This window comes from Velazquezella soli (assembly GCF_977018685.1).
Map to the genome: position 1 here is coordinate 551,053 of NZ_CDRNXF010000004.1, position 24,664 is coordinate 575,716.

The window sequence follows — 24,664 nt, forward strand, 5'->3', positions numbered from 1 at the left end:
ATTGGCACAAAACCTCGAGAAAACGCCCCTGATCGTCGATTTTGTCGGCGGCGCGGTCGGCCACCGTTTCCGCTCCGGCGAGGGCCGCAAACAGGACCTGCCGAAGGCCGTCGGGTTTTCGAGCGGCACGATCCCTGACGTCGTCGATGCGACGGCAGGCCTCGGGCGGGATGCGTTTCTGCTGGCATCGCTCGGCGCGCGCGTCACGCTGATCGAGCGATCCGCGACGATGCATGCGCTGCTTCTGGAAGGGCTCGAACGGGCGCGGGCGGAAGGCGGGCGTATTGCGGAGACGGTCTCGCGGATGACACTTGTGCATGGGGATTCCTGCGTTCTCCTTCCGCAGATGAACCCGCAGGTGATCCTGATCGATCCCATGCATCCGCCGCGTGACAAAACCGCTCTCGTAAAGAAGGAGATGCGGCTGATCCGGGATATCGTCGGGACCGATGCGGATTCGGTGCAGCTCATGCAGGTCGCGCTGGAGGCGGCCCAAAACCGGGTCGTGCTGAAGTGGCCGTTGCGCGCCGAGCCGATGGCGGGCGTGCGCAAACCGTCCCATCAGATATTGGGGAAAAGCACCCGCTACGATGTGTTCGTCAAGGCGAAGATCACCGGCGAGTAGGCGTTCGTGGCTCCCGGTTGTTGCCCTGTGGCGACGGTTGCGCATAGTATCCCGCATTCCTTGGGAGTGCCTTGCCGATGTCAGAGAGCGACCAGAAGTCCGGCCCGTTTCCGGAAGAGCCGGGGATCCTCGAATTTCTCGATATCTGCGATCGATTTTATCCTGCCGACGCTGTGGATGCGCCGATTGCACAGCAGCGGGCCTGGTATGATGCGCTCTGCGCCCGCTTCGACCAGCCGCTGCCGCAGGGTCTGACGTTTCAGGACGAAATGCTGGTCGTGCCGATCAGGCGTTACCGACCCGCGATGATCAGTAGCGAAACTGTTCTCCTCTATATGCATGGCGGCGGGTTCGTGGTCGGGTCGCTGGATAGCCACCACGCGATCTGTGCGGAGATTGCCGATTTCGCGCAGGCGGAACTGGTCTCGGTCGATTACCGGCTTGCGCCCGAACATGTCTGGCCGGCCCAGACGGACGATTGTTTCGGTGTGCTGAAGCAGCTTCTAGGCGAGGGGCGAAAGGTCGTGCTGATCGGCGACAGCGCAGGCGGCAATCTTGCGGCGGGCCTTGCGTTGCGCGCGCGGGACGAAGGACTGTCGGGGATTGCCGGCCAGGTGCTGATCTATCCAGCGCTCGGCGGCGATCTGGTGTCTGGGTCTTACCGCGAGATGGCCTATGCGCCGGGGCTCACCACGGCCGATGTCGCCTATTACCGGGCAGTCCTCAAAGCGCCAGAGATCGAACCCGTCGCGCATCCGCTTCTGGCCCGCGACCTATCCGGCCTGCCGCCGGCCTATATCACCGTTGCGCATTTCGATCCGTTGCGGGACGATGGCGAACTCTATGCGCAGCGGTTACGAGAGGCGGGCGTCGATGCGACATTCCGCGAGGAGCCGCAGATGGTGCATGCCTGGCTGCGTGCCCGCCACATGAGTGCTGGCGCGCGCAGCGGTTTCGTGGCGCTCTGCGAGGCCGTGCGGCAGATGGCGGCGGCTAGCTCTTAGCCTTTGACACCAGAACCGGATCGGCGCGGAATGCACTTGGGAAGATCGCCTTGAGATTATCGATCTTCGGCATGTCGTTATAGACGATATAGGGATAGCTGGGGTTTAGCGTCAGAAAGTCCTGGTGGTATTTCTCGGCCGGATAAAAGGCGGAGAGCCTGGAGATTTCCGTGACGATGGGTGCGGGATACAATTTCGTCGCATCGAGCTGGGCGATATAGGCCTCGGCTACCTTTTTCTGATCGTCGCTGGTGATGAAGATCGCGGAGCGGTACTGCGTCCCGCGGTCAGGACCCTGGTAGTTCAGCTGGGTCGGATTGTGGGCGACGGAAAAGAAGATCTGCAGCAGCTTGCCGTAGCTTACCTGCTTCGGGTCGAAGGTGATCTCCACGGCTTCCGCATGGCCCGATTTGCCCGAGCTTACCGTCTCATAGGTAGCAGTTTTCTGGTCGCCGCCGGAATAGCCGGAAACGGCGTTGCTCACGCCCTTCACATGCTGGAAGACGCCCTGAACGCCCCAGAAGCAGCCGCCGGCGAAGATGGCCTTCTCGACATTGCCCTTCGCGGCTTCGTCGATCGTCGGTGCAGGAATGGCAACGGCGGCCTCCTGCGCACGCAGCGCCGATGCCGGAAACGCCATCACGACGGCGCAAAACATTGCCGCCGCCAGACGATTTGCGAAGACTGCCATGAGAACTCCTCCTGTTCGCATGGACTGTCTCAGGGATACCGGCCCGGCGTCAAATCACATCGGCGTAGGCCGCCAGCCACGGCGGGCGACGCCTACATGTGATCGCGGTGAATGGCCTTCTCGAAGGTCTTTTCAAAGATCTTCTTCTCTCCGTCATAGGCAAGGACCGAAGCGCTGATCAGCCAGTCGGTTGCCGTGCAGGCGAGTTTTGCCGTGGAGACGGTACGGACGGACCACCGGTCGCGCCTCATGTCGCAGGTCCAGACCGAAGTGCCCGTCATCGACAGCGGATCGGTCGGGTCGATCGACCAGGTCTCCTCGCGCAACTGCCGGGTGGAAAGGCCGGTGCCCGGATGTTCGAACAGGCCTGTGTCTTCAGCCACTTCGTAGCGCGTCTGGTTTTCAGCAAGGTCACGGGTGACGCTGCGGCGGGTAGTGGACGGCGCGTGCTCGATATATTTCGGCAGCGGATCCGGGTTCGCCGGCTGCTTCATCTCGAATGTCTGGTGATCGCCGAGAAGCGGCATGGCAAGCCCGAGCGAGGCGATATCGATCGCCACACCGGGATCGACAGGTGGCGGCAGGATCATCGGCCAGTAGGCGGTCGAGAGCGATAGCCGGATTCGGTGACCCTCCCCGAACCGGTAGCCGCAGGCATCGAGATCGAGGCGGATTTCGACCGGCTGGCCGGGAATGAGCGGTTGCGGATCCTCATTGCCGTCGCGATGGGCGAGGTTGATCACGCCGAAGGAGACGCGGGTCGCGGTGCCGTCGGGATGGATATCGACGATCCGGGCGCAAAGATTGGCAAGCTCGGCGTCGGCGCTGAGCGTCAAGGTGATGCTCGGGCGTCCGAGAAAGGTTTTGGCCGTGGCAAGCGGCGCTGTCTGGAAGACCAACGATCCGGCATCGTCGCTGCGCTGGTCACCGGCGAGTTCCGCGTCGGGTTTGAGGGTAAACCATTCGCCGGCCGCCGTTCCGGTGTCGAGCGGTGACTTCAGATAGATCTCGTGCGCCGGTGCATGCGGGATCGGCATCCCCTCCAGCAGCGAGCCGAACTGGTCGACGTAGAAGCACTCGCTTTCCGGTGCGCTCCAGTGCTGCTTGGAGACCCAGAAGCCCGGATCGACATCGCGCCGCACCGCCGGTTTCGGGCCGTCGAGAATATAGGCGCGAACCTGGGGCAGGGTTTCTATGCCGTTCTCCTCACCCCGCAGCCAGCGGTTCCAGAAAGCGATCGCCTCACCATGAAAATCGGCGCGCGGTTTCGGCCAGGCGAAATGCGGATATTTGTGAACCCAGGGGCCGAGCAGTGCCTTCGCCTTGTCGCCGAGCCCTTCGACGGCGAGCAGCGGCGTGTTGCGATACCCGTCGGCCCAGCCGGCAATGACGAGAGCTGGAATTTCGATAGCCGCATAATCTTCGCAGATGGAGCCATGTTTCCAGAACCCGTCGCGGCGCTGGTGGGACAGCCATTCCTCCAGGAAGAACGGTTCGTTTTCCAGCCGCTCTATCCACATCTCGAGCCAGCGATCACCGACGATATCGGGATCCGGCGAGCGCGACTGGTAGGCGAGCATGGTGGCGGCCCAGGAGAGCTGGGCCGACAGGTGGCAGCCATTCTTGTAATGGATGTCGTCATTGTAGCGGTCGAGGCGATCGAGATCACGGCCTTGAGCGCTGGTGGTCGAAGCGCCGCCACCTGCAGGCAGTTGAAGCCGCCCCAGGAAATGCCCATCATGCCAACGCTGCCGTTCGACCAGGGCTGTTCTGCGATCCAGGCGATCAGCTCGCAGGCATTGGCAAGCTCCAGCTCGGTATATTCACCGTCGATGACGCCGTCGGATTCCCCGGAGCCGCGAATATCGACGCGAACGCCGGCGATGCCTGCTGCCGCAAACACCGGATAGGTGGATTCGTCGCGCGGGCTGGTTCCATCCCGTTTGCGATAGGGCAGAAACTCAAACACGGCCGGCACCGGATCGGCGTCTGCATTGTCAGGCATCCAGATGCGGGCGGCAAGACGGGTTCCGTCCTTTAGCCTGATCCACTGGTTCTCGATGACGGTGAAGGAACGGTCAGTCATGGTCATGCGCTCTCAAATATCGATCTTCAATTTCCCGCGCTTTCCATCCGCCGTGTCGTCAAGACCTTCTCCAGCCAGCCGAGCTGCATCTCGGGCACGGATTTGAGGAGAAGGTCGGTATAGTCGTCGAACGGTGGCGACAGCGCCTGGGATTTCGGCCCGAAGCGGACGAGCTTGCCGCGATGCATGACGGCGACCGAGTCGGCGATTGCCTTCACGATTGCGATGTCATGGGTGATGAACAGATAAGACAGCTGCTGTTCTTCCTGCAGCTTCATCAGCAGCTTCAGGATCCCTTCCGCCACCAGCGGATCGAGCGCCGATGTGGGTTCGTCGCATAGGATGAGCTCGGGCCTTGCGGCAAGGGCGCGGGCAATTGCCACGCGCTGCTTCTGGCCGCCGGAAAGCTCAGCCGGATAGCGATCGATAAAGCCGGTGCCCATCTCGATCTGGTCGAGCAGTTCCTTGACGCGTGCGGTCTTGGCCGAGCCACGCAGGCCGTCATAGAAGGTCAGCGGACGGCCGATGATGTCGCGCACCGTCTGGCGCGGGTTCATGGCCGTATCGGCCATCTGGTAGATCAGCTGGATGCGGCGCAGGTCGTCTCTCGGCCGGCTTTTCAGCAACGGCGTCAGCGGCCGGCCCTCGAAGGTGATCGCGCCGCTGCTAGGCGCCAACAGGCCGGTGATGACGCGCGCCAGCGTCGACTTACCCGAGCCGGATTCGCCGACGACCGCGAGCGTCTGGCCCTTGCACAGATGCAGGGAAACGTCGTGCAGCACCTTGAACCCGTTGGAATACTGGGCGCTGACATGATCGACCCTGAGAACGGCTTCGGTCTGGTCTTTTGCCTCTTCGCGGGCTGCCTGGCGCACATTGACCAGAGCCCTTGTGTAATCCTGTCTCGGAGCCTCGATGATCTGCTGCACGGGACCGTATTCGACCATCTTGCCGTGGCGCAGCACCATGATGTCGTCGGAGATTTGCGCGACGACGGCCAGATCGTGGGTGATGTAGAGCGCTGCCGTATCGGTTTCCTCGATCGCGTGCTTGATCGCCGCGAGAACGTCGATCTGGGTCGTCACGTCGAGCGCGGTCGTCGGTTCGTCGAACACGATCAGGTCAGGGTTGGAGCAGAGCGCCATAGCCGTCATGGCGCGTTGCAACTGGCCGCCGGAAACCTGGTGCGGAAAGCGGTCGCCGAAGGTTTCGGGGTTCGGCAGACCGAGAACCTGGAACAGGTAGACAGCGCGCTCGCGAGCATCTTCCTTGCTCATCAGGCGATGCTTGACAGTCGCCTCGATAACCTGGTCGCCGAGCTTGTGGGCGGGGTTGAATGCGGCAGCTGCCGATTGCGCGACATAGCAGACGCGGGCGCCGCGCAGCTTGCGGATGCCGCCCTTGCCCAGTTGCAGGATGTCGGTGCCGTCAAGTTTCACTTCGCCGCCGGTGATTTCGGCACCGCCGCGGCCGTAGCCTAAAGCCGCGAGCCCGATCGTCGATTTGCCGGCGCCGGATTCGCCGATCAGGCCAAGAACCTTGCCCTTGGCGAGATCGAAGGACACGTCGTCGACGATGGTGATGCGCTTTGGCGGCTCACCCGGTGGATAGCTTGTTGCCTCGATCTTGAGGTTACGGACGGAGAGGAGATGAGATTGAGCTTCATGCATCGCCGCGGCCTCCCTTCAGGCTGGAGGTTCGCTTCAGGAGCCAGTCGACCACGAGGTTGACGCAGACGGCGAGAGCCGCAATCGCCGTTCCCGGCACCAAGGCCGCGGGAATGCCGAAGATGATGCCGTCCTTGTTGTCCTTCACCATGCCGCCCCAGTCGGCGGTCGGCGGCTGGATGCCGAGCCCAAGGAAGGAGAGGGTGGAGAGAAATAGGATCGCAAACGCGAAACGCAGGCCGAATTCGGCCAGCAGCGGCGAGAGCGTATTGGGCAGAATTTCGCGAAAGATGATCCAGATCTTGCCTTCACCGCGGAGCTTCGCCGCTTCCACGAATTCCATCACGGCGACATCCAGCGCCACGGCCCGGCCAAGCCGGTAGACGCGGGTGGAATCAAGGATCGCCATCACCAGGATCAGCACGATCAGGTGTTGCGGCAGCACGGCCAGCACCACGAGCGCGAAGATCAGCGTCGGGATCGACATCAAAAGGTCGTTGAAGCGGGAAAACACCGTATCGACGAGGCCACCGGAAACGGCGGCGGTAAAGCTCAGGATGATCCCGAGCGAAAAGGAAATCACGGTTGCCGCCAAAGCGACAATCAGCGTCGTGCGCGCACCGAAGATCAGGCGCGACAGGATATCGCGGCCGAGATTGTCGAGGCCGAAGAAGAATTGCGCATCGGCCTCCTGCCAGACATTGCCGACGACTTCGGTCTCGCCGTAAGGGGAAATCCAGGGCGCGAACAGGGCGCAGAAAACAGCGAGCGCGATGCCGAACAGGCCGACCCAGGCGGTGATGGGGATCTCTCTCAATCTCATCGTGGATGCCTCAGACGGGGGTTGGCGATGATCGCAAGAATGTCCGCCACCATGTTGAGTAGGATGTAGACGGCTGCAAAGATGAGGCCGCAGGCCTGGACGACCGGCATGTCGCGCACGGTCACCGCATCGACCATGTACTGGCCCATACCGGGATAGACGAACACCACCTCGACCACGACGACGCCAACCACGAGATAGGCGAGGTTCAGCGCTACGACGTTGATGATCGGGGCAAGCGCATTGGGTGCCGCATGCTTGACGATCGCGCGCCAGCCGGACAGGCCCTTGAGCTCGGCGGTTTCCATATAGGCCGAGGACATGACGGAGAGGATCGCCGCCCGCGTCATGCGCATCATGTGGGCGAGCACGACGAGAACGAGTGTCGCGGTCGGCAGGGCGATCGTCTGGAGGCGCTCCAGAAAGCCCATGCCCTGATAGACGGTGGCCGGAAAGGTAGCGATGCCGAAATTGACGGCGAAATAGAGGATCAGCAGGTAGCCGACGAAGAATTCCGGAAGCGAGATGGCCGCGAGCGAGATCACGTTGATTATCTTGTCGGGAATACGATCGCGGAAATGCACCGAGAGCATGCCGAGACAGATCGCCAGCGGCACGGCGATGACGGCCGCAAAGGCCGCGAGGAAAAGCGAATTGCCCAACCGGTTGCCGACCTGTTCCGAGACCGAATTGCGGCTTGCCCAGGACGTGCCGAAATCGCCCTGCAGCACGCCGCCCAGCCAGTCGAAATAGCGGGTGACAAGGGGCCGGTCGAGGCCGAGTTCGGCGGTGATGTTGGCGACAGCTTCCGGTGTTGCCGACTGGCCGAGATAGGTGGAGGCGAAATCGCCGGGCAGCGCTTCGACGCCGCCGAAAATCAGAGCCGACACTGCCAGAAGCAGGATCAGCGAAAGCACCATGCGCTGGGCGATAATGCTCAGCAGCGGAAAGCGCTCTCTCAAGCTGCGGGCCGGCGAGCCGCCAGCCTCTGTGGAATTGGACATGTGGCGCGATCCCGTATCCGAAATGAAGGGTTCAGACCGCAGGTTTTCCTGCGGTCCATATTCATCGGCGGGGCTGGACAAGCCCCTATCGGGTATCAGGCGTCGAGCCAGACGCGGGTCGCGACATAGCCGTTCGACATGTCGTTGCCGATGTCCTTGACGTAACCCTGAAGCTTCTTCGACGCCGCATTCACGAAGTCGTTGAACATCGGCAGGATCGTGCCGCCTTCATCGCGCACCAGCACCGCCATCTCGCGGTACATTTCACGGCGTTTGGCTTCATCCAGTTCGCCGCGGGCGGTGATCAGCAGCTTGTCGAACTTCTCGTTCTTGAAGCGGGTGTCGTTCCAGTCGGCGGAAGACAGATAGGCGCCGGAATAGAACTGGTCCTGCGTGGCGCGGCTGCCCCAGTAGGAGGCCGAGAACGGCTGCACGTTCCAGACGTTCGACCAGTAGCCGTCACCCGGCTCCCGCTTGATCTCGATGTCGATACCGGCCTTCTTCGCGCTCTGCTGGAAGAGAACCGACGCATCGACAGCGCCAGGGAAGGCAACTTCCGACGTGCGCAGAAGCACCGAGCCGCTATGGCCTGACTTCTTGAAGTGGAACTTCGCCTTGTCCGGATCGTAGGAGCGTTGCTCGATGCCCTCGGGGAAGAGCGCATAGGTGTCGTTGATCGGGAAGTCGTTGCCGACCTTGCCGTAGCCACCGAGGATGCGCTTGACCATTTCCTCGCGGTCGATGGACAGTTTCAGGGCCATGCGCAGATCGTTGTTGTCGAATGGCGCCTTGTCGCAATGCATGATGAAAACGTAGTGGCCGCCACCGGACGTGGTCAGAAGCTGCACCGTCGGGGCGCGCGTCAGAAGCGGCACGGTCTTTGGATCGACGCGGTTGATGAACTGCACCTGGCCGGACGACAAGGCCGCGATACGGGCGGTTGCGTCGTTCATGGTGATGATTTCGACCGTTTCGACATAACCGCGGTCGGAACGCCAGTCGCTGGTGTTCTTCTCGAAGGTCATGCGAACGCCGGGCTCGAAGCTCTTGACCTTGTAGGCACCGGTGCCGATGCCGGCATTCGGCGCGTCGACACCGCCGTTCGGCTGGATGACGAGATGGTAGTCGGTGAAGATCGCGGGAAGGTCGGCGTTGCCGCTGTCGAGCGTCACGACCAGATCGCCGCTCTTGTTTTCGATCGACTTGATGGATTTCAGAACGCCGGCTGCACCGGATTCGGTCTTGCTATCGCTATGGCGCTTCAAGGTCGCGACCACGTCGTCGGTGGTCATTTCCTTGCCGTCGTGGAACTGCACACCCTTGCGGATCTTGAAGGTCCAGGTCTTGGCGTCCGGCGATGGCGACCAGGATTCGGCAAGCGATGGAACCGGCGCGCGGGTTTCAGGATGGGTTTCGACCAGCGTGTCGCCCCAGGTGCGGACCGCGGTGAACATCACCTGCGAGGTCGCCTTGGCGGGATCGATGCTGTCGGTGGCTGCGCCGCCCTCGAGGCCGAGCTTTAGGTTGCCGCCCTTCTTGGGGGCCTGCGCAGAGGCGCTGGTTGCGTAAAGCTGGCTTGCTGCAGCCAGTGTCACGCCCGCTGCCATGGCGCGGCCCATGAATTCGCGGCGGTTCATGCCACCTGTCGTGACACGGCCAGCGAGGTATTTCGTAATATCGTTCATTTCCCTGTTCCCTTTTATTCGATGCAGTTTTCTGCGTTCTTTATCTGCGCTGTCTCGCCGGGTTTCCTCTTCCACAGCGGTTTGCGCATTATTCCGTCGATCGTGGGAAATGGTTCGGTTGCGGCCGACATAACTTCCTTTCTGATGCAGTCCCCGGCTCTTATCGTGCGAGCTCTATGCCTCGGGAAATAGTCTGCTTAGCGATCGAAGGCCCGTTGAGGCGTGATGGAGATTACGGTCGCGTTGCCGCGTGGGTGAGCCTTCGCTACGACATTAAGTGCCTTCGATGCGACACATTTAGCAACCCCCCATGGGTTGCGAAAATTAGGCGCCTGTCGAAAGGGATGCAAATCCTGCTAATCGCGCGCTATCGCATGGAAAAACGTGCCGGTCACCCTTCCCCGGAAACCGCCCGACGGACCTATTTCGTCGCCTCGACCATCTGCAATCATAGCGAGAGGTTGGTCGGTTCCGGCTTCGATCACTCGAGCATAATGGAATTCGTGGCCCCGCACCACGTCGCCTATTTTACCAATGGCACTTTCTCTCATCAGGCGCGCCTGGCGGTAGCCAAGGTTCATCTTACGCTTGGAAAAGCTCGTGGAATGGGAAAGCAGGCCGGTCATGGTGTGGCTGACGCCGTCGGCATCCTCCAGCCTTTCGCCAAGCACCATGTAACCACCGCATTCGCCGTGAACCGGCTTGGTCTCCGAGAAGGTCTTCAGCCCCGTCTTGAACGTGTCAGCCGCCGCAAGCCGCCCCGCGTGCAGTTCGGGATAACCGCCCGGCAGCCAGCAGACGTCGCAGTCGGCAGGCGGTGCCTCGTCGGCAAGCGGCGAGAAGCGGATGATCTCTGCCCCCATCGCCTGCCATTCCCGCTTGATATGCGGGTAGAGAAAGGTAAAGGCGGCGTCTTCGGCGAGAGCGATCCGCTGTCCCGGCGGAGGCAATGCCTTTTCGGTCGTACCGGATGGGATATCGAACGGACGTGCTGCCTCGAAAATCGCGTCGAGATCCAGCGACTGTTCCATCGCATCGGCCAGCCGATCGATATGCGCGTCCATCTGCGGATGTTCGCTTGCCTGCACGAGGCCGAGATGGCGCTCGGGCAGCGTCAGCGTGGGGTCGCGCAAAATCGTGCCGACAACGGTCAGCCCTATCGCGGAGATGGCGTCGCCGGAGAGCTTTCTGTGGCGCTCGCTTCCGGCACGGTTGAGCACGCAGGCGGCCATCTTCACGGTCGGATCATAATGCATGAAGCCGCAGGCGACGGCCGCCGCCGTCTGGCTCTGTCCCGACACGTCGAGCACCAGCAGAACCGGCAGGCCGAAAAGGCGCGCGAGATCGGACGCGGCACCTGAGCGACCGGGTTCGCCTAGAATGCCGTCGAAAAGACCCATGGCGCTTTCGATCAGAATCAGGTCCGCATCCTCTGCCTGGCCGCGTGCCAGATGCCGCAGAAGATCGGGGGCCATGGCCCAGCTGTCGAGATTGAGCCCGGGCAGGCGGGTTGCCGCTTCGTGGAAACCCGGATCGATATAATCAGGCCCGGTCTTGATGCCGCGCACCTTGATGCCCCGCCGCTGGAAGGCGCGCAACAGGCCGATGGTGACGCTGGTCTTGCCGGAGCCGGAGCGCGGTGCGCCGATGATCAGGGCGCGGGCCGTCATGATGCAGGTCCCGAAAGGACGGCCTGCATATCGACGATCCTGCCGATCACGATCAGCGCCGGCGCCTGGAAATCCTGGCGCTGCACTTCTGCTTCAACGGTTGCAAGCGTCGCAGTCATCGACCTCTCCTGGGGTGTGGTTGCCGCCATCAGAACCGCGACGGGTGTATCGCCTGCCAATCCGCCCTCCATCAGAAGCCGCGCGATCGTGCCGATCGTGCTTACACCCATATAGACGACGATCGGTTCGCCCGTCTTTGCCAAAGCTTTCCAGTCGAGATCGCCAGGCGTGCCGGCGGCATGTCCGGTTGCAAGCGTGATCGAGCGGCTGATGCCGCGCATCGTCGCCGGAATGTTGGCACAGGCGAGTGCGGCAAGGGCCGAGGTCATGCCGGGCAGAATCCGGAAGGGGATATCGGCTTTCACCAGCGCTTCGGCCTCTTCGCCGCCCCGGCCGAAGATAAACGGGTCTCCGCCCTTCAGACGCAACACGCGTTTGCCTGTTCTCGCGAGTTCGATCAGCCTCGCGGTGATGTCGTCCTGCGCGACCGAAGGTTTGCCGCCGCGCTTGCCGACGAAGATCATGTCGCGTGTTTTCGCCAATGCCAGCACGGCGTCGGAGACCAGCGCGTCATGCACGATCACGTCGGCCCTTTGCAGCGCATCGGCGACTTCCAGCGTCAGATAGCGCGGATGACCGGGGCCGGAGCCGGCCAGCCACACATGGCCGGGCGCAAATTCCGGTGCTTCGACGATGGTTTCGATCAACTCATTCATGGGCATGGAGTGCAAACCTTTTGCCGGCCGGTGAAGGCCGGGCTATAGAAACGACCATGGAAGCCGCCATCGATATTGACAGCAAGACCCTGCGACGTGGCTGGACCACGGGAACCTGCGCTGCGGCTGCCACGAAGGCTGCCTGTCTGGCGCTGATGACAGGCGAATTTCCGGCGATGGTGGAGGTGACCCTGCCCGGCGGTCAACGGCCGGGTTTTGCGCTGGCCATCGAAGAGCTGGGCGAGGGGTTCGCGAAGGCCGGCATCATCAAGGATGCCGGTGACGACCCAGATGTCACCCATGGCGCGTTGATCATGAGCACGGTGCGGCGCGGCGCGCCCGCAAGCGGCATCACCTTCAAGGCCGGACCCGGCGTCGGTACGGTGACGCGGCCCGGTCTGCCGCTGCCACCCGGCGAACCCTCGATCAACCCGGTGCCACGGCAGATGATTGCGCAGGCGATAACAGAGGTTGCCGGCGAGGGCGCCGATTTCGAGGTGGAGATTTCGGTGCCCGACGGCGAAAAAATCGCCGAGAAAACGCTCAACGGCCGGCTCGGCATTGTCGGCGGAATATCGATCCTCGGTACGACCGGGATCGTCATTCCGTATTCGTGCTCGGCCTGGATCCATTCCATCTGGCGCGGCATCGATGTGGCGCGCGCGGCCGGCCTCGATCATATTTCCGGCGCCACCGGCAATACGTCCGAAAAGGCGGCGCAGGCCTATCATGGCCTTTCCGACGTCGCGCTGATCGACATGGGCGATTTCGTCGGCGGCATGCTGAAATATATCCGCAGCCATCCGGTGCCGAAGGTAACCGTTGCCGGCGGCGTCGCCAAGATGACCAAGCTCGCCCAGGGCATGCTCGACGTGCATTCCAAGCGCGGGCTTGCCGATCTCGAAGCGCTTGCGAAGGTGGCGGAAGACGCTGGCGCCGATGCCGATCTCGTTGCGCGGATCATCGCTGCAAACACTGTCGCGCAGGCGTTCGAGATGGCTGGCGCGCGTGGTCTGAAGCTCGGTGACCGCATTGCCGCGCTTGCCTGGAAGACCGCCGCAAAGTCGCTCGGCGACCCTAAGATCGCGCTGGAGATCCTGGTGTTCGACCGGCACGGGCAGCTTGCCGGACGAACGGAATTCACGCCGTCCGATCATTCCGGGTCCTTAGCCGCAGAGAGCTGATCCCAGCCGGGGCGGAAACGCCGTACATAGTCTGCATTGTATAGCTGGCTCTCGACGAAATCATTCGCTCCCAGTCCTTTGCCGACGAAGATCAGCGCGGTGCGTTCTGCCGGCTCTGCGGCCAGCTTCGCTGCAATATCGGCAAGCGTGCCGGTGATGATGCGCTCCTCCGGCCACGAGGCACGTACGACGATCGCCACCGGGCAGTCTGGACCGTAAATCGGCATCAGCTCCTCGACGATCCTGTCGAGTGCATGGATAGCGAGATGGATAGCAAGCGTTGCACCTGTCGCACCAAAAGCTTTCAGCGTTTCTCCCTCGGGCATTTTCGAGGCGCGGCCGGAGACGCGTGTGAGGACGAGGCTTTGCGCGACCTCGGGAATTGTCAGCTCCCGCCGCAACGCGGCCGCGGCGGCGGCAAACGAGGGAACGCCGGGGGTCAGGGTATAGTCGATGCCGTGCTTTTCCAGCCGGCGGATCTGTTCGGCCACGGCGCTCCAGACCGAAAGATCGCCTGAATGCAGGCGGGCTATATCCTTGCCGGCCTGGTGAGCGGCAACATATTCGGCCTCGATATCGTCAAGCGACAGGGAGCCGGTATCGATTATCCGTGCATCGGCCGGGCAATAGTCCAGCAGTTCCTTCGGCATGATCGAGCCTGCATAGAGGCAGACAGGCGAGCGGCTGAGGATATCGCGACCACGGACGGTGATGAGATCCGCGGCACCGGGGCCGGCGCCGATGAAGTGGACGGTCATGAATAGTCTTTCGTTTGCGCCAAGGCGCAGGTGGCGCCCTGGGATATCAGCCGCGGCACGATGATTTCGGACCATTCTCCCGCAGCCGCAAGCGCCGCACCTTCGGACAGGCTGGATGACGGCGTCTGGGCAAGGCTGTGGCGGGAAACGGTCTTCGTTCTCGGCTCGGCGTCGAGCAACGCCTGGTCGCTGACGATGTGAAGCGGAATGCCCAGCGTTTCGGCCAGCTGCAGAATGCCGGGTTCCTGCCGCTTGATCTCTCCGGTGGCAAGTGCCCCAATCGATCCCCTGATGATACCGGCCTCAGTGCAGGCCGCATCGAGAGCGGACAGAAGGTCTGCGCGTGTGGTGCCCTTGCGGCAACCCAAACCGGCGACGATCATGGTTCTGTTCCTTTTGTCCAAGTCCACTGCGTGACCGGCATGGCCGGCTTCCAGCCCTGCATCGACCCGACGGGTGAGGCCCGCGAGACATCCATGCGGATGAGGTTGCCGCCGAGCGTGGCTTTTGCGGTCAGCAGCACCGCTTCCATCTCCAGCGTCACGGCGTTGGCAACGAGCCTGCCGCCTGATTTCAGCGCTGCAGCGGCCGTCTCGAAGACACCAGGTTCGCTGCCGCCGCCGCCGATAAAGATCGCATCCGGTGGGGGGAGGCCATTGAGCGCCGACGGTGCTTCGCCCTCGACCACGACGAGGCCCGGCACGCCGAAGCGTGCGGCATTGCGCTTGATGCGAGCGGCGCGCTCGGGATGGGCTTCAACGCCGATCGCCTTCATCGACGGATCGGCCAGCATCCATTCGATGCCGATCGAACCGGAGCCGGCTCCGATATCCCAGAGCAGCTCGCCGCGCCGGGGCGACAGAGCCGACAGCGTCAAGGCCCGGATCTCGCGTTTGGTGATCTGACCGTCATGCTCGAACAGGGCATCATCAAGGCCGAAGCCCAGCGGCAGAATGCGCGCCGGACCGTTTGCAGCAACGTCGATCGCGACGACGTTCAGCACGTTGATATCCTGCAATGCAAATCCGTCCGCCTGCACCACGCGGATTCGCTCCGCTTGGCCGCCGAGCGCTTCCAGCACGGTCAGCTGCGACTTCCCGAAACCGCTCTCCGTCACGAGAGCCGCCAGTTCCGCGGGGCCCCGCTCATCCGAGGTCAGCGCGATCACGCGCCGGCCTGGGTGCAGAAGCGGGCGGATGAGATCCAGAGGACGGCCATGCAGCGAGACCGTCTCGATCTCCTGCAGCGGCCAGCCGAGACGCGATGCTGCGAGCGAAAATGCAGACGAGGACGGATAGGCGATGAATTCATCCGCCGGGACATGGCGTGACAGCGTTGCACCGACGCCGAACAGGAAGGGATCGCCGGAGGCAAGCACACAGACGTTGCGTCCACGCAGCGCGACGACATCGCGCATCGCTGGATCGAAGGGCGTCGACCATGGCCGTGATTCGCCTGTGATGAGGGATGAGGCGAGCTCCAGATGCCGCTTTCCGCCGAACACAAATGCGGCGGCGGCGATCGCGTCGCGGGCATTGTCGCCGAGACCCTTCACGCCATCCTCGCCGATGCCGACGATGGACAGCCAGCGGCTTTGGTTTAAAGCTCTCACTTCTGATTCAGGAGGCAACTTGACTTACTCCATCCTCATTCTGGGCGGTACGACCGAGGCGAAGGCCTTGGCCGGCCGGTTGGCGACCGATCCGGAATACCAGATCCTTGTTTCGCTTGCAGGCCGCACCAAAGCGCCGGCGGAACAGCCAGTGCCCGTGCGGATCGGCGGGTTCGGCGGTGCTGTCGGCCTCGATGCCTTCATCCGTGAGAAGGGCGTGGATCTGCTGATCGACGCGACGCATCCGTTCGCGGCGCAGATTTCCCGCAATGCGGCCGAGGCCGCGGCGTCCTCGGGTGTGGAGATCCTGGCTTTGCGACGGCCCGCCTGGTTGCGTCAGGACGGAGATCGGTGGCAGGAGGTCGGCAGTATCGAGGCCGCGGTTGCCGTTCTTGATATCGCCCCGCGCAAGGTTTTCCTGACGCTCGGCCGGCAGGAACTTCTGCCTTTCGAAGTGAGAAAACAGCATCGATACCTGGTGCGCAGCGTCGATCCGGTCGATCCGCCGCTGGACCTGCCGGATGTGACCTACATCACTGCCCGTGGGCCGTTTTCCGAGGGTGACGAGATCCGGCTGCTCGAGGAGCACGGCATCGACCTGATCGTCTCGAAAAACAGTGGCGGTCGCGCCAGTGTGGCCAAGATCAGCGCTGCACGGCGCCTCGGAATCGACGTCATCCTGATCGAACGGCCCGAGCTGCCGGATGTGCCGTCTGCCACAAGCGTGGACGTGCTGGTCGACCGGGTGCGTCACTGGACGCTCTCCCGCAGGAAACGCGGCGAATAGACGATCGGTCGGTTGCCGGTTCTTTCGATCAGCTTGGTCTCTGTCGTGCCGACGATCACGCAGGTCGCCATGTCGGCCATGTCGCCCTGAGCTTCCGCCAAGGGCACGATCCGGATCGCCTCGTCAGGCCGGCCGGCGGCGCGGCCGAAGATCACCGGCACCGTGCCCGGCAGGTTGGCGCGCAGGATCTCGAAGGCTTCATCCAGCTGATGCGGCCGCGCCTTGCTGATCGGATTGTAAAAGGCCATGACGAAGCCGGCCGTTGCCGCGGCGACGAGACGCTTTTCGATGATGGCCCAGGGTTTCAGGTTGTTCGAGAGCGAAATGGCGCAGAAATCATGGCCGAGAGGCGCACCCGCCTTGGCGGCAACCGCCAGCATGGCGGTGACGCCTGGCACGATGGAAAGATCGATGTCGCGCCATTCTGCAGGACCCTCGTCGATCGCTTCACAGACGGCTGCCGCCATCGCGAAGACGCCGGGATCTCCACCCGAGACGACGCAGACTTTGCCGCCTCTCGCTGCCATCTCGATCGCTGCCTTGGCGCGTGCCAGTTCCTCGCGATTGTCGGAAGCATGGCGGCGTTGGTCCGGTCTCAGGTTCAACCGGTCGATATAGGGGAAGTAGCCGAAGAAATCGGTCGCCGACGCAACGGCCGACATTGCTTCCGGGGTGATCTGGTCCGGGCTTCCGGGGCCAAGGCCTACGACCGTCAGCGATCCCGTCATTCTGCCGCTCCATGATCGGGGCCCGGACGGTTGGTCCATCCCGGAACGAGCACGAGGGAGAAATATGGCGCCGGGCTTTCGTCGCGCGTTTCCAGCCGCTCCGAGGCGCCGTTGGCCATGGTGCCGCGTTCGACATAGAGCGCACCTGAAAGCTTGCCGACTGCGGCCAGCGCCCGGCGGATCTTCGGGAGGTTGCGCCCGACCTTCATGATCACGGCACCATCGGTATCGGCGAGACGCTCGATCAGCTTTTCCTCAGACAGCGTGCCGGGAAGAACGCTCAGGATATCGTCTCCCTGCACCAGTGGCAGGCCCGTCATCGACCAGCAGCCGGACATCGCGGTGACGCCGGCGATCACATCCACCTCATAGCGATCCTTCAGCCGGACGTGCAAATGCATATAGGACCCGTAAAACAGCGGGTCTCCTTCGCTCAGAACCGCGACGGTCTTTCCGGCATCGAGGTAAGCTGCCACTTCCTCGGCCGAACGATCGAAGAAATCGTTGATCGGCGTCTTGTAGTCGGCTTCGTCCTTGTGGGTCTCGACCGTGACCGGATAGACCAGCGGCAGTTCGATCGTGCCCGGGCGGATATGCGCGTCGACAATCGTGCGGCCGTTGCCTGATGAGCCCTTCTTGCAGAAGAAAGCCAGCACATCCGCTTCATTGATGGCACGCACCGCCTTCAGCGTCATCAGTTCCGGGTCGCCGGGCCCGGTGCCGACGCCGATCAGCCTGCCTTTGGTACCATAGGGGCTCAAAGGCCTGTCCTCGCCAGCGCGTTGACGGCGGCAGCCGTCATGGCCGAGCCGCCCATGCGGCCGCGCACCACGGCATAGGGAATGCCGTGCGCCGATTCCATCAGGGCTTCCTTGGATTCGGCAGCGCCCACGAAGCCGACCGGCATGCCGATGATTGCGGCTGGGCGCGGGGCGCCGGCATCCAGCAGTTCCAGCAGGTGAAACAGGGCCGTCGGTGCATTGCCGATGGCGACCACCGATCCTTCCATCGCGTCCCACAGATCCAGTGCCGCTGCCGATCTTGTGTTGCCGATTGTTTTGGCGAGTTCGACCGTGCGGCTGTCGCGCAAGGTGCAGATCACCTCGTTATCGGCCGGAAGCCTTGCACGGGTTACCCCCTGCGCCACCATGAACGCGTCGCAATAGATGGGCTTGCCGGCCAGCAGCGCATTGCGGGCGGCAGAAACGAAGTCGTCGGAGAAGCGGAAATGTTCGGCCGCCTCGACCAGACCGCAGGCGTGGATCATGCGGACTGCGACATCCGCCTGCTCTTCCGAAAATGCGGAAAGGTCGGCTTCCTCGCGGATGATCGCAAAGGACTTCAGATAGATCGCATCGCCTTCGTGGATATAGTCGTAACTGGTCATGGTCATCCTGGTATGGCCGCCTGACAAAGCCGGTCCGGACCGATCCGGGCAAGGCAGGCAGCGGAATTTTCCCCCGATCGCCGTTCCGATCCGACGAGAGCGGCAAGGCGGCGAAGCGTGGCGTTGGTATCGGCAAACGCGATGGAAGCAAAGGGTTGGCCGCTCGCTTTCGCCGAGGCAAGCAGCGAAACGTGATCCGGCATACCGCACAGCGTCAGTGCCGTTGCTTGCGGATGGGCGCAGCCCTTAGGGCAGCCGCTCACATGCAGCTTGAACGAGCCGTCCAGCAGATCGGCGCATTCTGTGGCAGCGCGCGTGGCGATCTCGTGGGTGGCAATGGTGCCGGAACGGCAGGCCGGGCGTCCGGTGCAGGCAGCGATATGACCGCGCGGATCGGCAGCCGACGTCACGAAACCGGTGTCTGCGGCAAATGCCGTCAATGTGCGGCACGCGGTCTCGCTGCCGAAGAACAGGAGCGAATGATCGAGCGCCGGTTTGACGGTGCGGATGTCCAGGCGTGTGGCTTCCGTGCAGAGGGCAATCATGTTTCCGGCATGGGTCTGGCCGAATGCCGGGCCTAGGCCGGTCGCGAACGTGCCGTTTGAAAGGGCATGCAGCGTGAAAGGGGAGATGGTTGCGGCAGTAAAATCGTTGGCAGGTAGACCTGAAGCGAGGTCACGACCGCGGGCATCGCTTCCAAGCGAGGCGAGCTTTTCGAGAAGAGAGACGGTCGCCTCGATGGCCTCTGTTTCACGTAAAACGTTGAAAACACGCCCGGAAGCTTCGGTGCCGCCGAGCAGGATCTTCCAGAGGATTTCGCTATCCGCCTCCACGGCGACCAGCCTTATATCAGCGATCAGCCCGGACAGTGTCAGGCGACCCGTACCATCGACGATGACAGACATCTTTGGCGCAAGGCCTTTGATGTCACGGGCACGGTCTCTGATCGCGTCTGCCAGCGGGCGCGGATCTACAATCTCCGTGGCTTCGTCACCGGCAAGCGGCGGCACTTCGACGGCAAGGCCATCGCGCAGCGGCAGGTCCAGCGCTCGCACCTTGGCCTCGAGACGCGGCGCGGAAGTTTCGCTGAGTCCCCGGATCTGCAGGTTGCCGCGTGCGGAAATGTCGATCATGCCGTTGCCGTGACGCATTGCCAAACGGCAGAGATCGGCGAGTTGCTCCGGCGCAATTGCAGCGGTCAGCGGCACGCGCGCAAGCAGGCCGTCGCCCGTCATCATCGGCGCAGACAGGGCAGGGCAGGCGCCGCGTCTCATGTCCAGATCGGCCCGGTCGCGTGCGAATACTGTCATGCGACCAGCCTTTCGCAGTCTTCGGCCAGCATTTCCAGCTCGGCATTCACCGCGTTGCGGCGCGGATGCCAGAGACCGCGATCGAGTGCCGCGCGGAACCGCAGGCCCATGTAGCGGGCGCCTTCGGGGTTCTGGGAAATCAGGAAGTCGCGGACTTTCTCGTCGCCCAGATAGGCGTCATAGGTCGCGTCGATCAGCGATTGCGGAACGGCGTGGGTGGTCTCGGCAAAGCCGATCAAGCGGTCGACGGCTTCGACCAGTTCGGCTGCACCGCGGGGACCGTGGCGCATCTGGCCGGCGATAAAGCGCGGATTGACGGCACGGGCGCGCACGACGCGGGTCACGGCCTCGGAAATGGAGCGTGCTTTCGGCTTCTGCGGATCGGTCGTATCGAGCGCGATCATATCTGCCTTGCCGCCCAAAGCCGCCACAGCTGCGGAAAATCCGCCGATAAAGGCAACGTCGGCGGAGCCGTCGAGAAGATCGCGACCGGGATCATCGCCGGTATGGACGAGAAGGTCGGCGCTGCCGATTCTTTCGGCAAACCCGCCGGGAACGTGGACGCCGTCGCCATCGGCACCGCCGAATGCGTGGCTGGTGGCGTCGAGATAGAGACGGCCGAGTTCCTCGCGTTCGCCCCAGCTGCCGTCGGCAAGCTTTTCCTCGATGCCGGAACCGTAGGTGCCGGGGGCCGAACCGAAGATGCGCGGGGGCACATGGCCGAGCGTCTGCGCATCCTCTGCCAGCGGATTGTCACCCGGTGCTTCCTCACGCGCGGCAATCGCCCGCATGGCCGCATCGAGAAGTGCTATCAGTGCCGGAAACATGTCGCGGAACAGGCCGGAAATCCGAAGGCTGACATCGATACGCGGGCGGCCAAGCGTGGCCGGCGCCAGAACCTCGATACCGGTGACGCGGCCGGTCGCGGCGTCCTGTACGGGTCTCGCACCCATCAGCGCCAGAACCTGCGCCACTTCCTCGCCGCCGCTTCGAAGCGAAGCGCTGCCCCATAGGTCGAAGACGAGGCTTTTCGGCCAGTCGCCATGGTCCTGAAGGTAGCGACGCAATATCTCGTCGGCGGCGCGCTTGCCGAGCTCGAACGCGGTCGGGGTCGGCAGGGTGCGCGGATCGCTGGCGTAGAGATTGCGGCCGGTCGGCATCACGTCGCGGCGTCCACGGGCGGGTGCACCCGACGGTCCGGGGCGGATATGCCGGCCATCGAGAGCATCGAGCAGCGCCTGCATTTCGGTGCCGGCACTGGCGATCCGCAGCGGATCGTCATCGCCGGCTGCGATTTCGCCGAACACGTGCTGGCCGTCCTTGATGGCGAAGTCCTTGAGATCGCAGAGAAACGCGTCGATGCGGCTGAGCGCCGTGTCGGGGTCGTCATCCCCTGTGATCCCGGCCTCCGATGCCAGTCCGCAGTCGCCCGCGGTCTCGACGATCAGTTTCGCCAGCCGGTCGCGGCGGCGCCTGTCCAGCCCGTCCGCCTGCGCGTATTCGTCGACCAGCAGCTCGAGTTTCGTTTGCTCAACCGAAAGGCCTGCACCGGTAAGAACCGGCGGCAGGTGTCCGATGGTCACTGCGGAAATGCGCCGCTTGGCAACCGCCGCCTCGCCGGGATTGGATACGATGAACGGATAGATGACCGGCAGGCCACCGGTCACAAGCTCCGGAAAGCAGTCTTTCGACAGCGCCACGGTTTTCCCAGGCAGCCATTCCAGCGTGCCATGGGCGCCGACATGAACGATCGCATGGGCACACACGGCATCACGCATCCACTGACCGAACGCATTGAGGGCATGGCGCGGCGGCAGGTCGGGGCTGTGATAGTCGGCGCGGCGGTCTGCATCGCGGCCGCGGTCCGGGGCAAGCGCCACCGTGACGTTCCCGAACTGCGCGGCGCGGAAACGGTAGGCACCGTCTTCCAGATCCGCATCCATTGCGGGCTCGCCCCAGGCGGAATCAATGCCAGCTGAAGGGCTGTAGGTTGCCAGCGGATATTGCACTGTCCTGGCGGCCAGAAGATCCAGAAGCGCGCGCGGGGTTTGCGGGATATCGGAAATAGAGTAGCCGGCTGTCGATAGCGTGCTGAGGATCGTGAGAACGCTTTGCGGCACGTCGAGGCCGACGGCATAACCGGTGCGGCCCGGCGCATTCGGATAATCCGGCATCAGGATGACGAGCTTTCGCTCGGCGCGGGACACGGTCTTCATCGCAAGGAAGGCGGCGATCCGGTCTGCGACGTGTTCGATACGGTCAGGTTCGGGCTGGTTGATGAGATCGGCCGTCTTGTCGCCGGCCTTGAACGAGATCGCGCCGGCGAGAATGCGGCCGTCCAGTTCCGGCAGCACGACATGCATGGCAAGATCAGAAGGGTTGAGGCCGCGGCGGCCTTCCATCCATCCGTCCCGCCGAGTCGTTGCGGTGACCAGCTGGAAGACGGGAATCCCTGAGCGGTCGAAAATCGTGTCGCCGTTGTCGTCGGTCGCACTTGCAAAGGCGGTCGTGGTGAGAATGGCGGCCGGATCGAGCTCTGCGATCGCCTGTTCGACAAAGCCGATGGTTTCCGCATCCTTCAGGCCGCCGACGAACATCGGCATCGGTGCGAACCCGCGGGCGGCCAGCGCCTCGTACATCGCGTCGACCGGGGCCGCATCATTGGCAAGCAAGGTGGAGCGGTAGAACAGGATCGGCAGCCGCTGCGCATCGGGCGGGAAACCAGCAGTAAGCTCATCGGCGGTCGAGATGCCGTGGCCGGGCTTGTAGAAGCCCCGCTTCGGCATCGGTGTCGCGGTCGGCAAGCTTTGCGTGTCGCCGCTTGCCAGGGCATCCAGGCGGCGCGCCAGAAGCTGCATATTGTCCGGCCCGCCTTCGCGGAAGAAGGCAAGAACGTCCGTCAGCGTCGCATCGGGCACTGTCGAGGCAGCCGCCAGGCGGTCGTCGCTGATGCTGCATTCCCCTGGCAGCATCGCGAGCGGGATCTTCTTGCGCTTCGCCAGTCGCGACAGCTGATCGGCGCCATAGGCCCAGCGATCATAGCCGCCGAGAATGCGCACCAGGATAAAGCGCGCGTGGGCGGCGGTCTTTTCGAGCCACAGATCGACGGACATCGGATGGCGCAGGTCGGAGATATTGGTGAGGCAGAGGCTCGCCTTGCCATCGCTCCAACCCGCTGCAATGCCGTTCAGGTCACTGCCGGAAAAAGACAGCACCACCACATCCGCCGGCGACTGGTTAAGGTCGACCGGCTCGATCAGGTCGTCGAGCGACGACGAGGTGGTGGCGAGAATATGCATCCTTTTCCTTCTACAGCCCTCTTATGCTGCCAGCATCTTTTCGATCGCCGCCCGGTCCATCCCCTTTTCACCGATCACGACGAGGCGGCTCTGGCGGGTCTCGCCGGGGCCCCAGGCGCGGTCAAAGTAATGATTCACGCGCGAACCGACCGCCTGGACCTGAAGGCGCATAGGCTTGTTGGCAACGTCGACAAAACCCTTGATGCGCAGCACGTTTTCCGCTTCCGCCGTGGCGGAAATGCGGGCAGCGAGTTCGTCCGCATCGGCAACGGCTGGAATATCGATGACGAAACTGTCGAAATCGTCGTGATCGTGATCCAGCTCGTCGTCATGATGGGTCTTGCGGTTTTCAATATCGTCCTCGACGGCAAGGCCGAGACCGATCAGCACGCTCGGATCGACGGCGCCGTTTGCAGCCGGCACGATCTTCACCGCCCGTGGCAGATGCGCCTGAATGCGGCCCTTGGCGGCGGCAAGCGAAGCCTGGTCGAGAAGGTCCGTCTTGGTCAGCACGATCATGTCGGCGCAGGCGATCTGGTCTTCGAACACTTCCTCGACCGGGTCGTCGTGGTCGATCGAGCTATCCTGGCTGCGCTGCGCTTCCAGTGCCTCGTGATCGTCGGCAACGCGGCCTTGGGCGAGCGCCAGACCATCCACCACGGCAATGACGGCATCGACGGTGACGCGGGCCTTCACATCCGGCCACTGGAAGGCCTGGACGAGCGGCTTCGGCAGGGCAAGGCCCGAGGTTTCGATCAGGATTTGATCGACGCGGGGCTCGCGGGCCAGGATCTGGTCGATCGCCGGAACGAAGTCGTCGGCGACGGTGCAGCAGATGCAGCCGTTGGCAAGTTCGATAATGTTGTCATCAGGGCAGCTTTCGATGCCGCAGCTCTTCAACACGTCGCCATCGATGCCGACATCGCCGAACTCGTTGACGATGATCGCGAGCCGCTTGCCCTTGAGGTTTTCGATCAGGTGACGGATCAGCGTTGTCTTGCCGGCACCGAGAAACCCGGTGATCACGGTGCAGGGAACGCGGTCGAATGAAACGCTCATGAAGGCAGGTCCTCGTGGTGCTGGAATGGGGGAATGCGGGCCGTCATGCCCTTGCCGCGAAGGCACATGGGGCGGCCGCGAAGGGGAAGGAAACCGCGCTCGTCATCAGCCAGCATCATCGCGCCGGTCACGATGTCCTCGACATTGTCGAGCGACAGATGACCAAAGACATAGGACCAGCCGGAGCGATGTCTGAAGGCAGCACTTGGGCTTTTCTCGCAGTTGGCGAGACAGGTCACGGGTTTAACCGAAAGCGGCTTGCCGGCAGCTGCCTCGCGAAGTGCTGCCATCAGGCCGATGCCCGGGCGCGCTTCGCTGTCGGATGCCTCGCGACAATTGGTGCAGACGAAAATCGTCACATCCGGCTCGCCGGCAAGGCCGTCTGCGGACGCATCGCGCTCGTCTTTTCGTTCGTCAATCACCATCGTGTCGCACTACCGCCCAAGCCAATAACATCGGGGTGCACGACAGGAAGGCAAGCCAATCCTGCAGAGTGAAAGAAGCTTTAC

At 63.1% G+C, this 24,664-nt stretch carries 21 protein-coding genes and 1 pseudogene; 4 read left to right on the top strand and 18 right to left on the bottom strand.

Annotated elements, in window-relative coordinates; translation table 11 throughout:
- Position 1: 1 nt before the first annotated feature.
- Positions 2–625, top strand: a complete 624-nt coding sequence (locus AC0JZ8_RS06295; RefSeq protein WP_471892079.1) for a class I SAM-dependent methyltransferase — start codon at positions 2–4, stop codon at positions 623–625.
- Between the two features lie 77 nt (positions 626–702).
- A complete protein-coding gene (locus AC0JZ8_RS06300) occupies positions 703–1,629 on the top strand; it encodes an alpha/beta hydrolase (RefSeq protein WP_471892080.1) in 927 nt (308 codons plus the stop codon).
- On the opposite strand, the gene msrA is transcribed toward AC0JZ8_RS06300, so the two are convergent.
- The 8 genes and pseudogenes from msrA to cobA form a co-directional block, all read right to left on the bottom strand.
- A complete protein-coding gene (gene msrA / locus AC0JZ8_RS06305) occupies positions 1,619–2,320 on the bottom strand; it encodes a peptide-methionine (S)-S-oxide reductase MsrA (RefSeq protein WP_471892081.1) in 702 nt (233 codons plus the stop codon). The two genes, AC0JZ8_RS06300 and msrA, sit on opposite strands and share 11 nt — an antisense overlap.
- Before the next feature lie 92 nt (positions 2,321–2,412).
- Positions 2,413–4,298 (bottom strand): annotated as a pseudogene (locus AC0JZ8_RS06310) (CocE/NonD family hydrolase); the annotation flags it as partial.
- A gap of 134 nt (positions 4,299–4,432) precedes the next feature.
- Positions 4,433–6,076: an ABC transporter ATP-binding protein gene (locus tag AC0JZ8_RS06315; RefSeq protein WP_471892082.1), complete on the bottom strand. Its 1,644-nt coding sequence runs from the start codon at positions 6,074–6,076 to the stop codon at positions 4,433–4,435.
- Positions 6,069–6,896: an ABC transporter permease gene (locus AC0JZ8_RS06320; protein WP_471892083.1), complete on the bottom strand. Its 828-nt coding sequence runs from the start codon at positions 6,894–6,896 to the stop codon at positions 6,069–6,071. Before AC0JZ8_RS06320 ends, AC0JZ8_RS06315 begins: the two co-directional genes overlap by 8 nt.
- A complete protein-coding gene (locus AC0JZ8_RS06325) occupies positions 6,893–7,900 on the bottom strand; it encodes an ABC transporter permease (protein WP_062576949.1) in 1,008 nt (335 codons plus the stop codon). Before AC0JZ8_RS06325 ends, AC0JZ8_RS06320 begins: the two co-directional genes overlap by 4 nt.
- A 95-nt stretch (positions 7,901–7,995) precedes the next feature.
- On the bottom strand, positions 7,996–9,585 hold the full coding sequence (locus tag AC0JZ8_RS06330) for an ABC transporter substrate-binding protein (protein ID WP_062463547.1): 1,590 nt from the start codon (positions 9,583–9,585) through the stop codon (positions 7,996–7,998).
- Between the two features lie 356 nt (positions 9,586–9,941).
- Complete coding sequence (locus AC0JZ8_RS06335) at positions 9,942–11,255, bottom strand: cobyrinate a,c-diamide synthase (protein ID WP_471892084.1); 1,314 nt, start codon at positions 11,253–11,255, stop codon at positions 9,942–9,944.
- Positions 11,252–12,037 (bottom strand): uroporphyrinogen-III C-methyltransferase, encoded by a 786-nt coding sequence (gene cobA, locus AC0JZ8_RS06340; protein ID WP_471892085.1) that lies wholly within the window; start codon positions 12,035–12,037, stop codon positions 11,252–11,254. Before cobA ends, AC0JZ8_RS06335 begins: the two co-directional genes overlap by 4 nt.
- Positions 12,038–12,099: 62 nt before the next feature.
- Here cobA and AC0JZ8_RS06345 point away from each other — a divergent pair, with 62 nt between their 5' ends.
- Complete coding sequence (locus AC0JZ8_RS06345) at positions 12,100–13,215, top strand: cobalt-precorrin-5B (C(1))-methyltransferase (RefSeq protein ID WP_471893332.1); 1,116 nt, start codon at positions 12,100–12,102, stop codon at positions 13,213–13,215.
- On the opposite strand, the gene cobM is transcribed toward AC0JZ8_RS06345, so the two are convergent.
- From cobM to cbiE, 3 genes are read right to left on the bottom strand one after another with little or no spacing between them, the layout of a single operon-like run.
- On the bottom strand, positions 13,185–13,973 hold the full coding sequence (gene cobM / locus AC0JZ8_RS06350) for a precorrin-4 C(11)-methyltransferase (RefSeq protein WP_184655616.1): 789 nt from the start codon (positions 13,971–13,973) through the stop codon (positions 13,185–13,187). The genes AC0JZ8_RS06345 and cobM overlap by 31 nt on opposite strands.
- Positions 13,970–14,356, bottom strand: a complete 387-nt coding sequence (locus AC0JZ8_RS06355) for a cobalamin biosynthesis protein (protein WP_192088360.1) — start codon at positions 14,354–14,356, stop codon at positions 13,970–13,972. Before AC0JZ8_RS06355 ends, cobM begins: the two co-directional genes overlap by 4 nt.
- Positions 14,353–15,603 carry a precorrin-6y C5,15-methyltransferase (decarboxylating) subunit CbiE gene (gene cbiE / locus AC0JZ8_RS06360; RefSeq protein ID WP_471892086.1) on the bottom strand — a complete coding sequence of 417 codons (1,251 nt, stop codon included), beginning with the start codon at positions 15,601–15,603 and terminating at the stop codon, positions 14,353–14,355. Before cbiE ends, AC0JZ8_RS06355 begins: the two co-directional genes overlap by 4 nt.
- A gap of 1 nt (position 15,604) precedes the next feature.
- On the opposite strand from cbiE, the gene AC0JZ8_RS06365 reads away from it, so the two are divergent.
- Positions 15,605–16,372, top strand: coding sequence for a cobalt-precorrin-6A reductase (locus tag AC0JZ8_RS06365; RefSeq protein ID WP_471892087.1), 768 nt, complete (start codon positions 15,605–15,607; stop codon positions 16,370–16,372).
- Here AC0JZ8_RS06365 and AC0JZ8_RS06370 read toward each other — a convergent pair.
- Genes AC0JZ8_RS06370 through AC0JZ8_RS06400 form a run of 7 tightly spaced genes read right to left on the bottom strand, consistent with a single transcriptional unit; the run spans position 16,336 to position 24,580 of the window.
- Entirely contained in the window at positions 16,336–17,100 is a 765-nt protein-coding gene (locus tag AC0JZ8_RS06370; RefSeq protein WP_471892088.1) for a precorrin-3B C(17)-methyltransferase, read from the bottom strand. The two genes, AC0JZ8_RS06365 and AC0JZ8_RS06370, sit on opposite strands and share 37 nt — an antisense overlap.
- Positions 17,097–17,861: a precorrin-2 C(20)-methyltransferase gene (locus AC0JZ8_RS06375; RefSeq protein WP_471892089.1), complete on the bottom strand. Its 765-nt coding sequence runs from the start codon at positions 17,859–17,861 to the stop codon at positions 17,097–17,099. The genes AC0JZ8_RS06370 and AC0JZ8_RS06375 overlap by 4 nt, the downstream gene beginning before the upstream one ends.
- Entirely contained in the window at positions 17,858–18,487 is a 630-nt protein-coding gene (locus AC0JZ8_RS06380) for a precorrin-8X methylmutase (protein WP_062463575.1), read from the bottom strand. The genes AC0JZ8_RS06375 and AC0JZ8_RS06380 overlap by 4 nt, the downstream gene beginning before the upstream one ends.
- Positions 18,488–18,489: 2 nt before the next feature.
- Complete coding sequence (gene cobG / locus AC0JZ8_RS06385; RefSeq protein ID WP_471892090.1) at positions 18,490–19,797, bottom strand: precorrin-3B synthase; 1,308 nt, start codon at positions 19,795–19,797, stop codon at positions 18,490–18,492.
- The gene (gene cobN / locus AC0JZ8_RS06390; protein WP_471892091.1) at positions 19,794–23,096 is read right to left on the bottom strand and encodes a cobaltochelatase subunit CobN; all 3,303 of its coding nucleotides are present in this window, start codon (positions 23,094–23,096) and stop codon (positions 19,794–19,796) included. The genes cobG and cobN overlap by 4 nt, the downstream gene beginning before the upstream one ends.
- Positions 23,097–23,117: 21 nt before the next feature.
- A complete protein-coding gene (gene cobW, locus AC0JZ8_RS06395; RefSeq protein ID WP_471892092.1) occupies positions 23,118–24,155 on the bottom strand; it encodes a cobalamin biosynthesis protein CobW in 1,038 nt (345 codons plus the stop codon).
- Positions 24,152–24,580, bottom strand: a complete 429-nt coding sequence (locus tag AC0JZ8_RS06400; RefSeq protein ID WP_471892093.1) for a DUF1636 family protein — start codon at positions 24,578–24,580, stop codon at positions 24,152–24,154. Before AC0JZ8_RS06400 ends, cobW begins: the two co-directional genes overlap by 4 nt.
- Positions 24,581–24,664: the final 84 nt, after the last annotated feature.

Coding starts and splice junctions, on each gene's coding strand:
- AC0JZ8_RS06300 (WP_471892080.1), top strand. CDS start 703: ATGTCAGAGAGCGACCAGAAGTCCGGCCCGTTTCCGGAAGAGCCGGGG.
- msrA (WP_471892081.1), bottom strand. CDS start 2,320: ATGGCAGTCTTCGCAAATCGTCTGGCGGCGGCAATGTTTTGCGCCGTC.
- AC0JZ8_RS06315 (WP_471892082.1), bottom strand. CDS start 6,076: ATGCATGAAGCTCAATCTCATCTCCTCTCCGTCCGTAACCTCAAGATC.
- AC0JZ8_RS06320 (WP_471892083.1), bottom strand. CDS start 6,896: ATGAGATTGAGAGAGATCCCCATCACCGCCTGGGTCGGCCTGTTCGGC.
- AC0JZ8_RS06325 (WP_062576949.1), bottom strand. CDS start 7,900: ATGTCCAATTCCACAGAGGCTGGCGGCTCGCCGGCCCGCAGCTTGAGA.
- AC0JZ8_RS06330 (WP_062463547.1), bottom strand. CDS start 9,585: ATGAACGATATTACGAAATACCTCGCTGGCCGTGTCACGACAGGTGGC.
- AC0JZ8_RS06335 (WP_471892084.1), bottom strand. CDS start 11,255: ATGACGGCCCGCGCCCTGATCATCGGCGCACCGCGCTCCGGCTCCGGC.
- cobA (WP_471892085.1), bottom strand. CDS start 12,037: ATGCCCATGAATGAGTTGATCGAAACCATCGTCGAAGCACCGGAATTT.
- cobM (WP_184655616.1), bottom strand. CDS start 13,973: ATGACCGTCCACTTCATCGGCGCCGGCCCCGGTGCCGCGGATCTCATC.
- AC0JZ8_RS06355 (WP_192088360.1), bottom strand. CDS start 14,356: ATGATCGTCGCCGGTTTGGGTTGCCGCAAGGGCACCACACGCGCAGAC.
- AC0JZ8_RS06370 (WP_471892088.1), bottom strand. CDS start 17,100: ATGACGGGATCGCTGACGGTCGTAGGCCTTGGCCCCGGAAGCCCGGAC.
- AC0JZ8_RS06380 (WP_062463575.1), bottom strand. CDS start 18,487: ATGACCAGTTACGACTATATCCACGAAGGCGATGCGATCTATCTGAAG.
- cobG (WP_471892090.1), bottom strand. CDS start 19,797: ATGACAGTATTCGCACGCGACCGGGCCGATCTGGACATGAGACGCGGC.
- cobN (WP_471892091.1), bottom strand. CDS start 23,096: ATGCATATTCTCGCCACCACCTCGTCGTCGCTCGACGACCTGATCGAG.
- cobW (WP_471892092.1), bottom strand. CDS start 24,155: ATGAGCGTTTCATTCGACCGCGTTCCCTGCACCGTGATCACCGGGTTT.
- AC0JZ8_RS06400 (WP_471892093.1), bottom strand. CDS start 24,580: ATGGTGATTGACGAACGAAAAGACGAGCGCGATGCGTCCGCAGACGGC.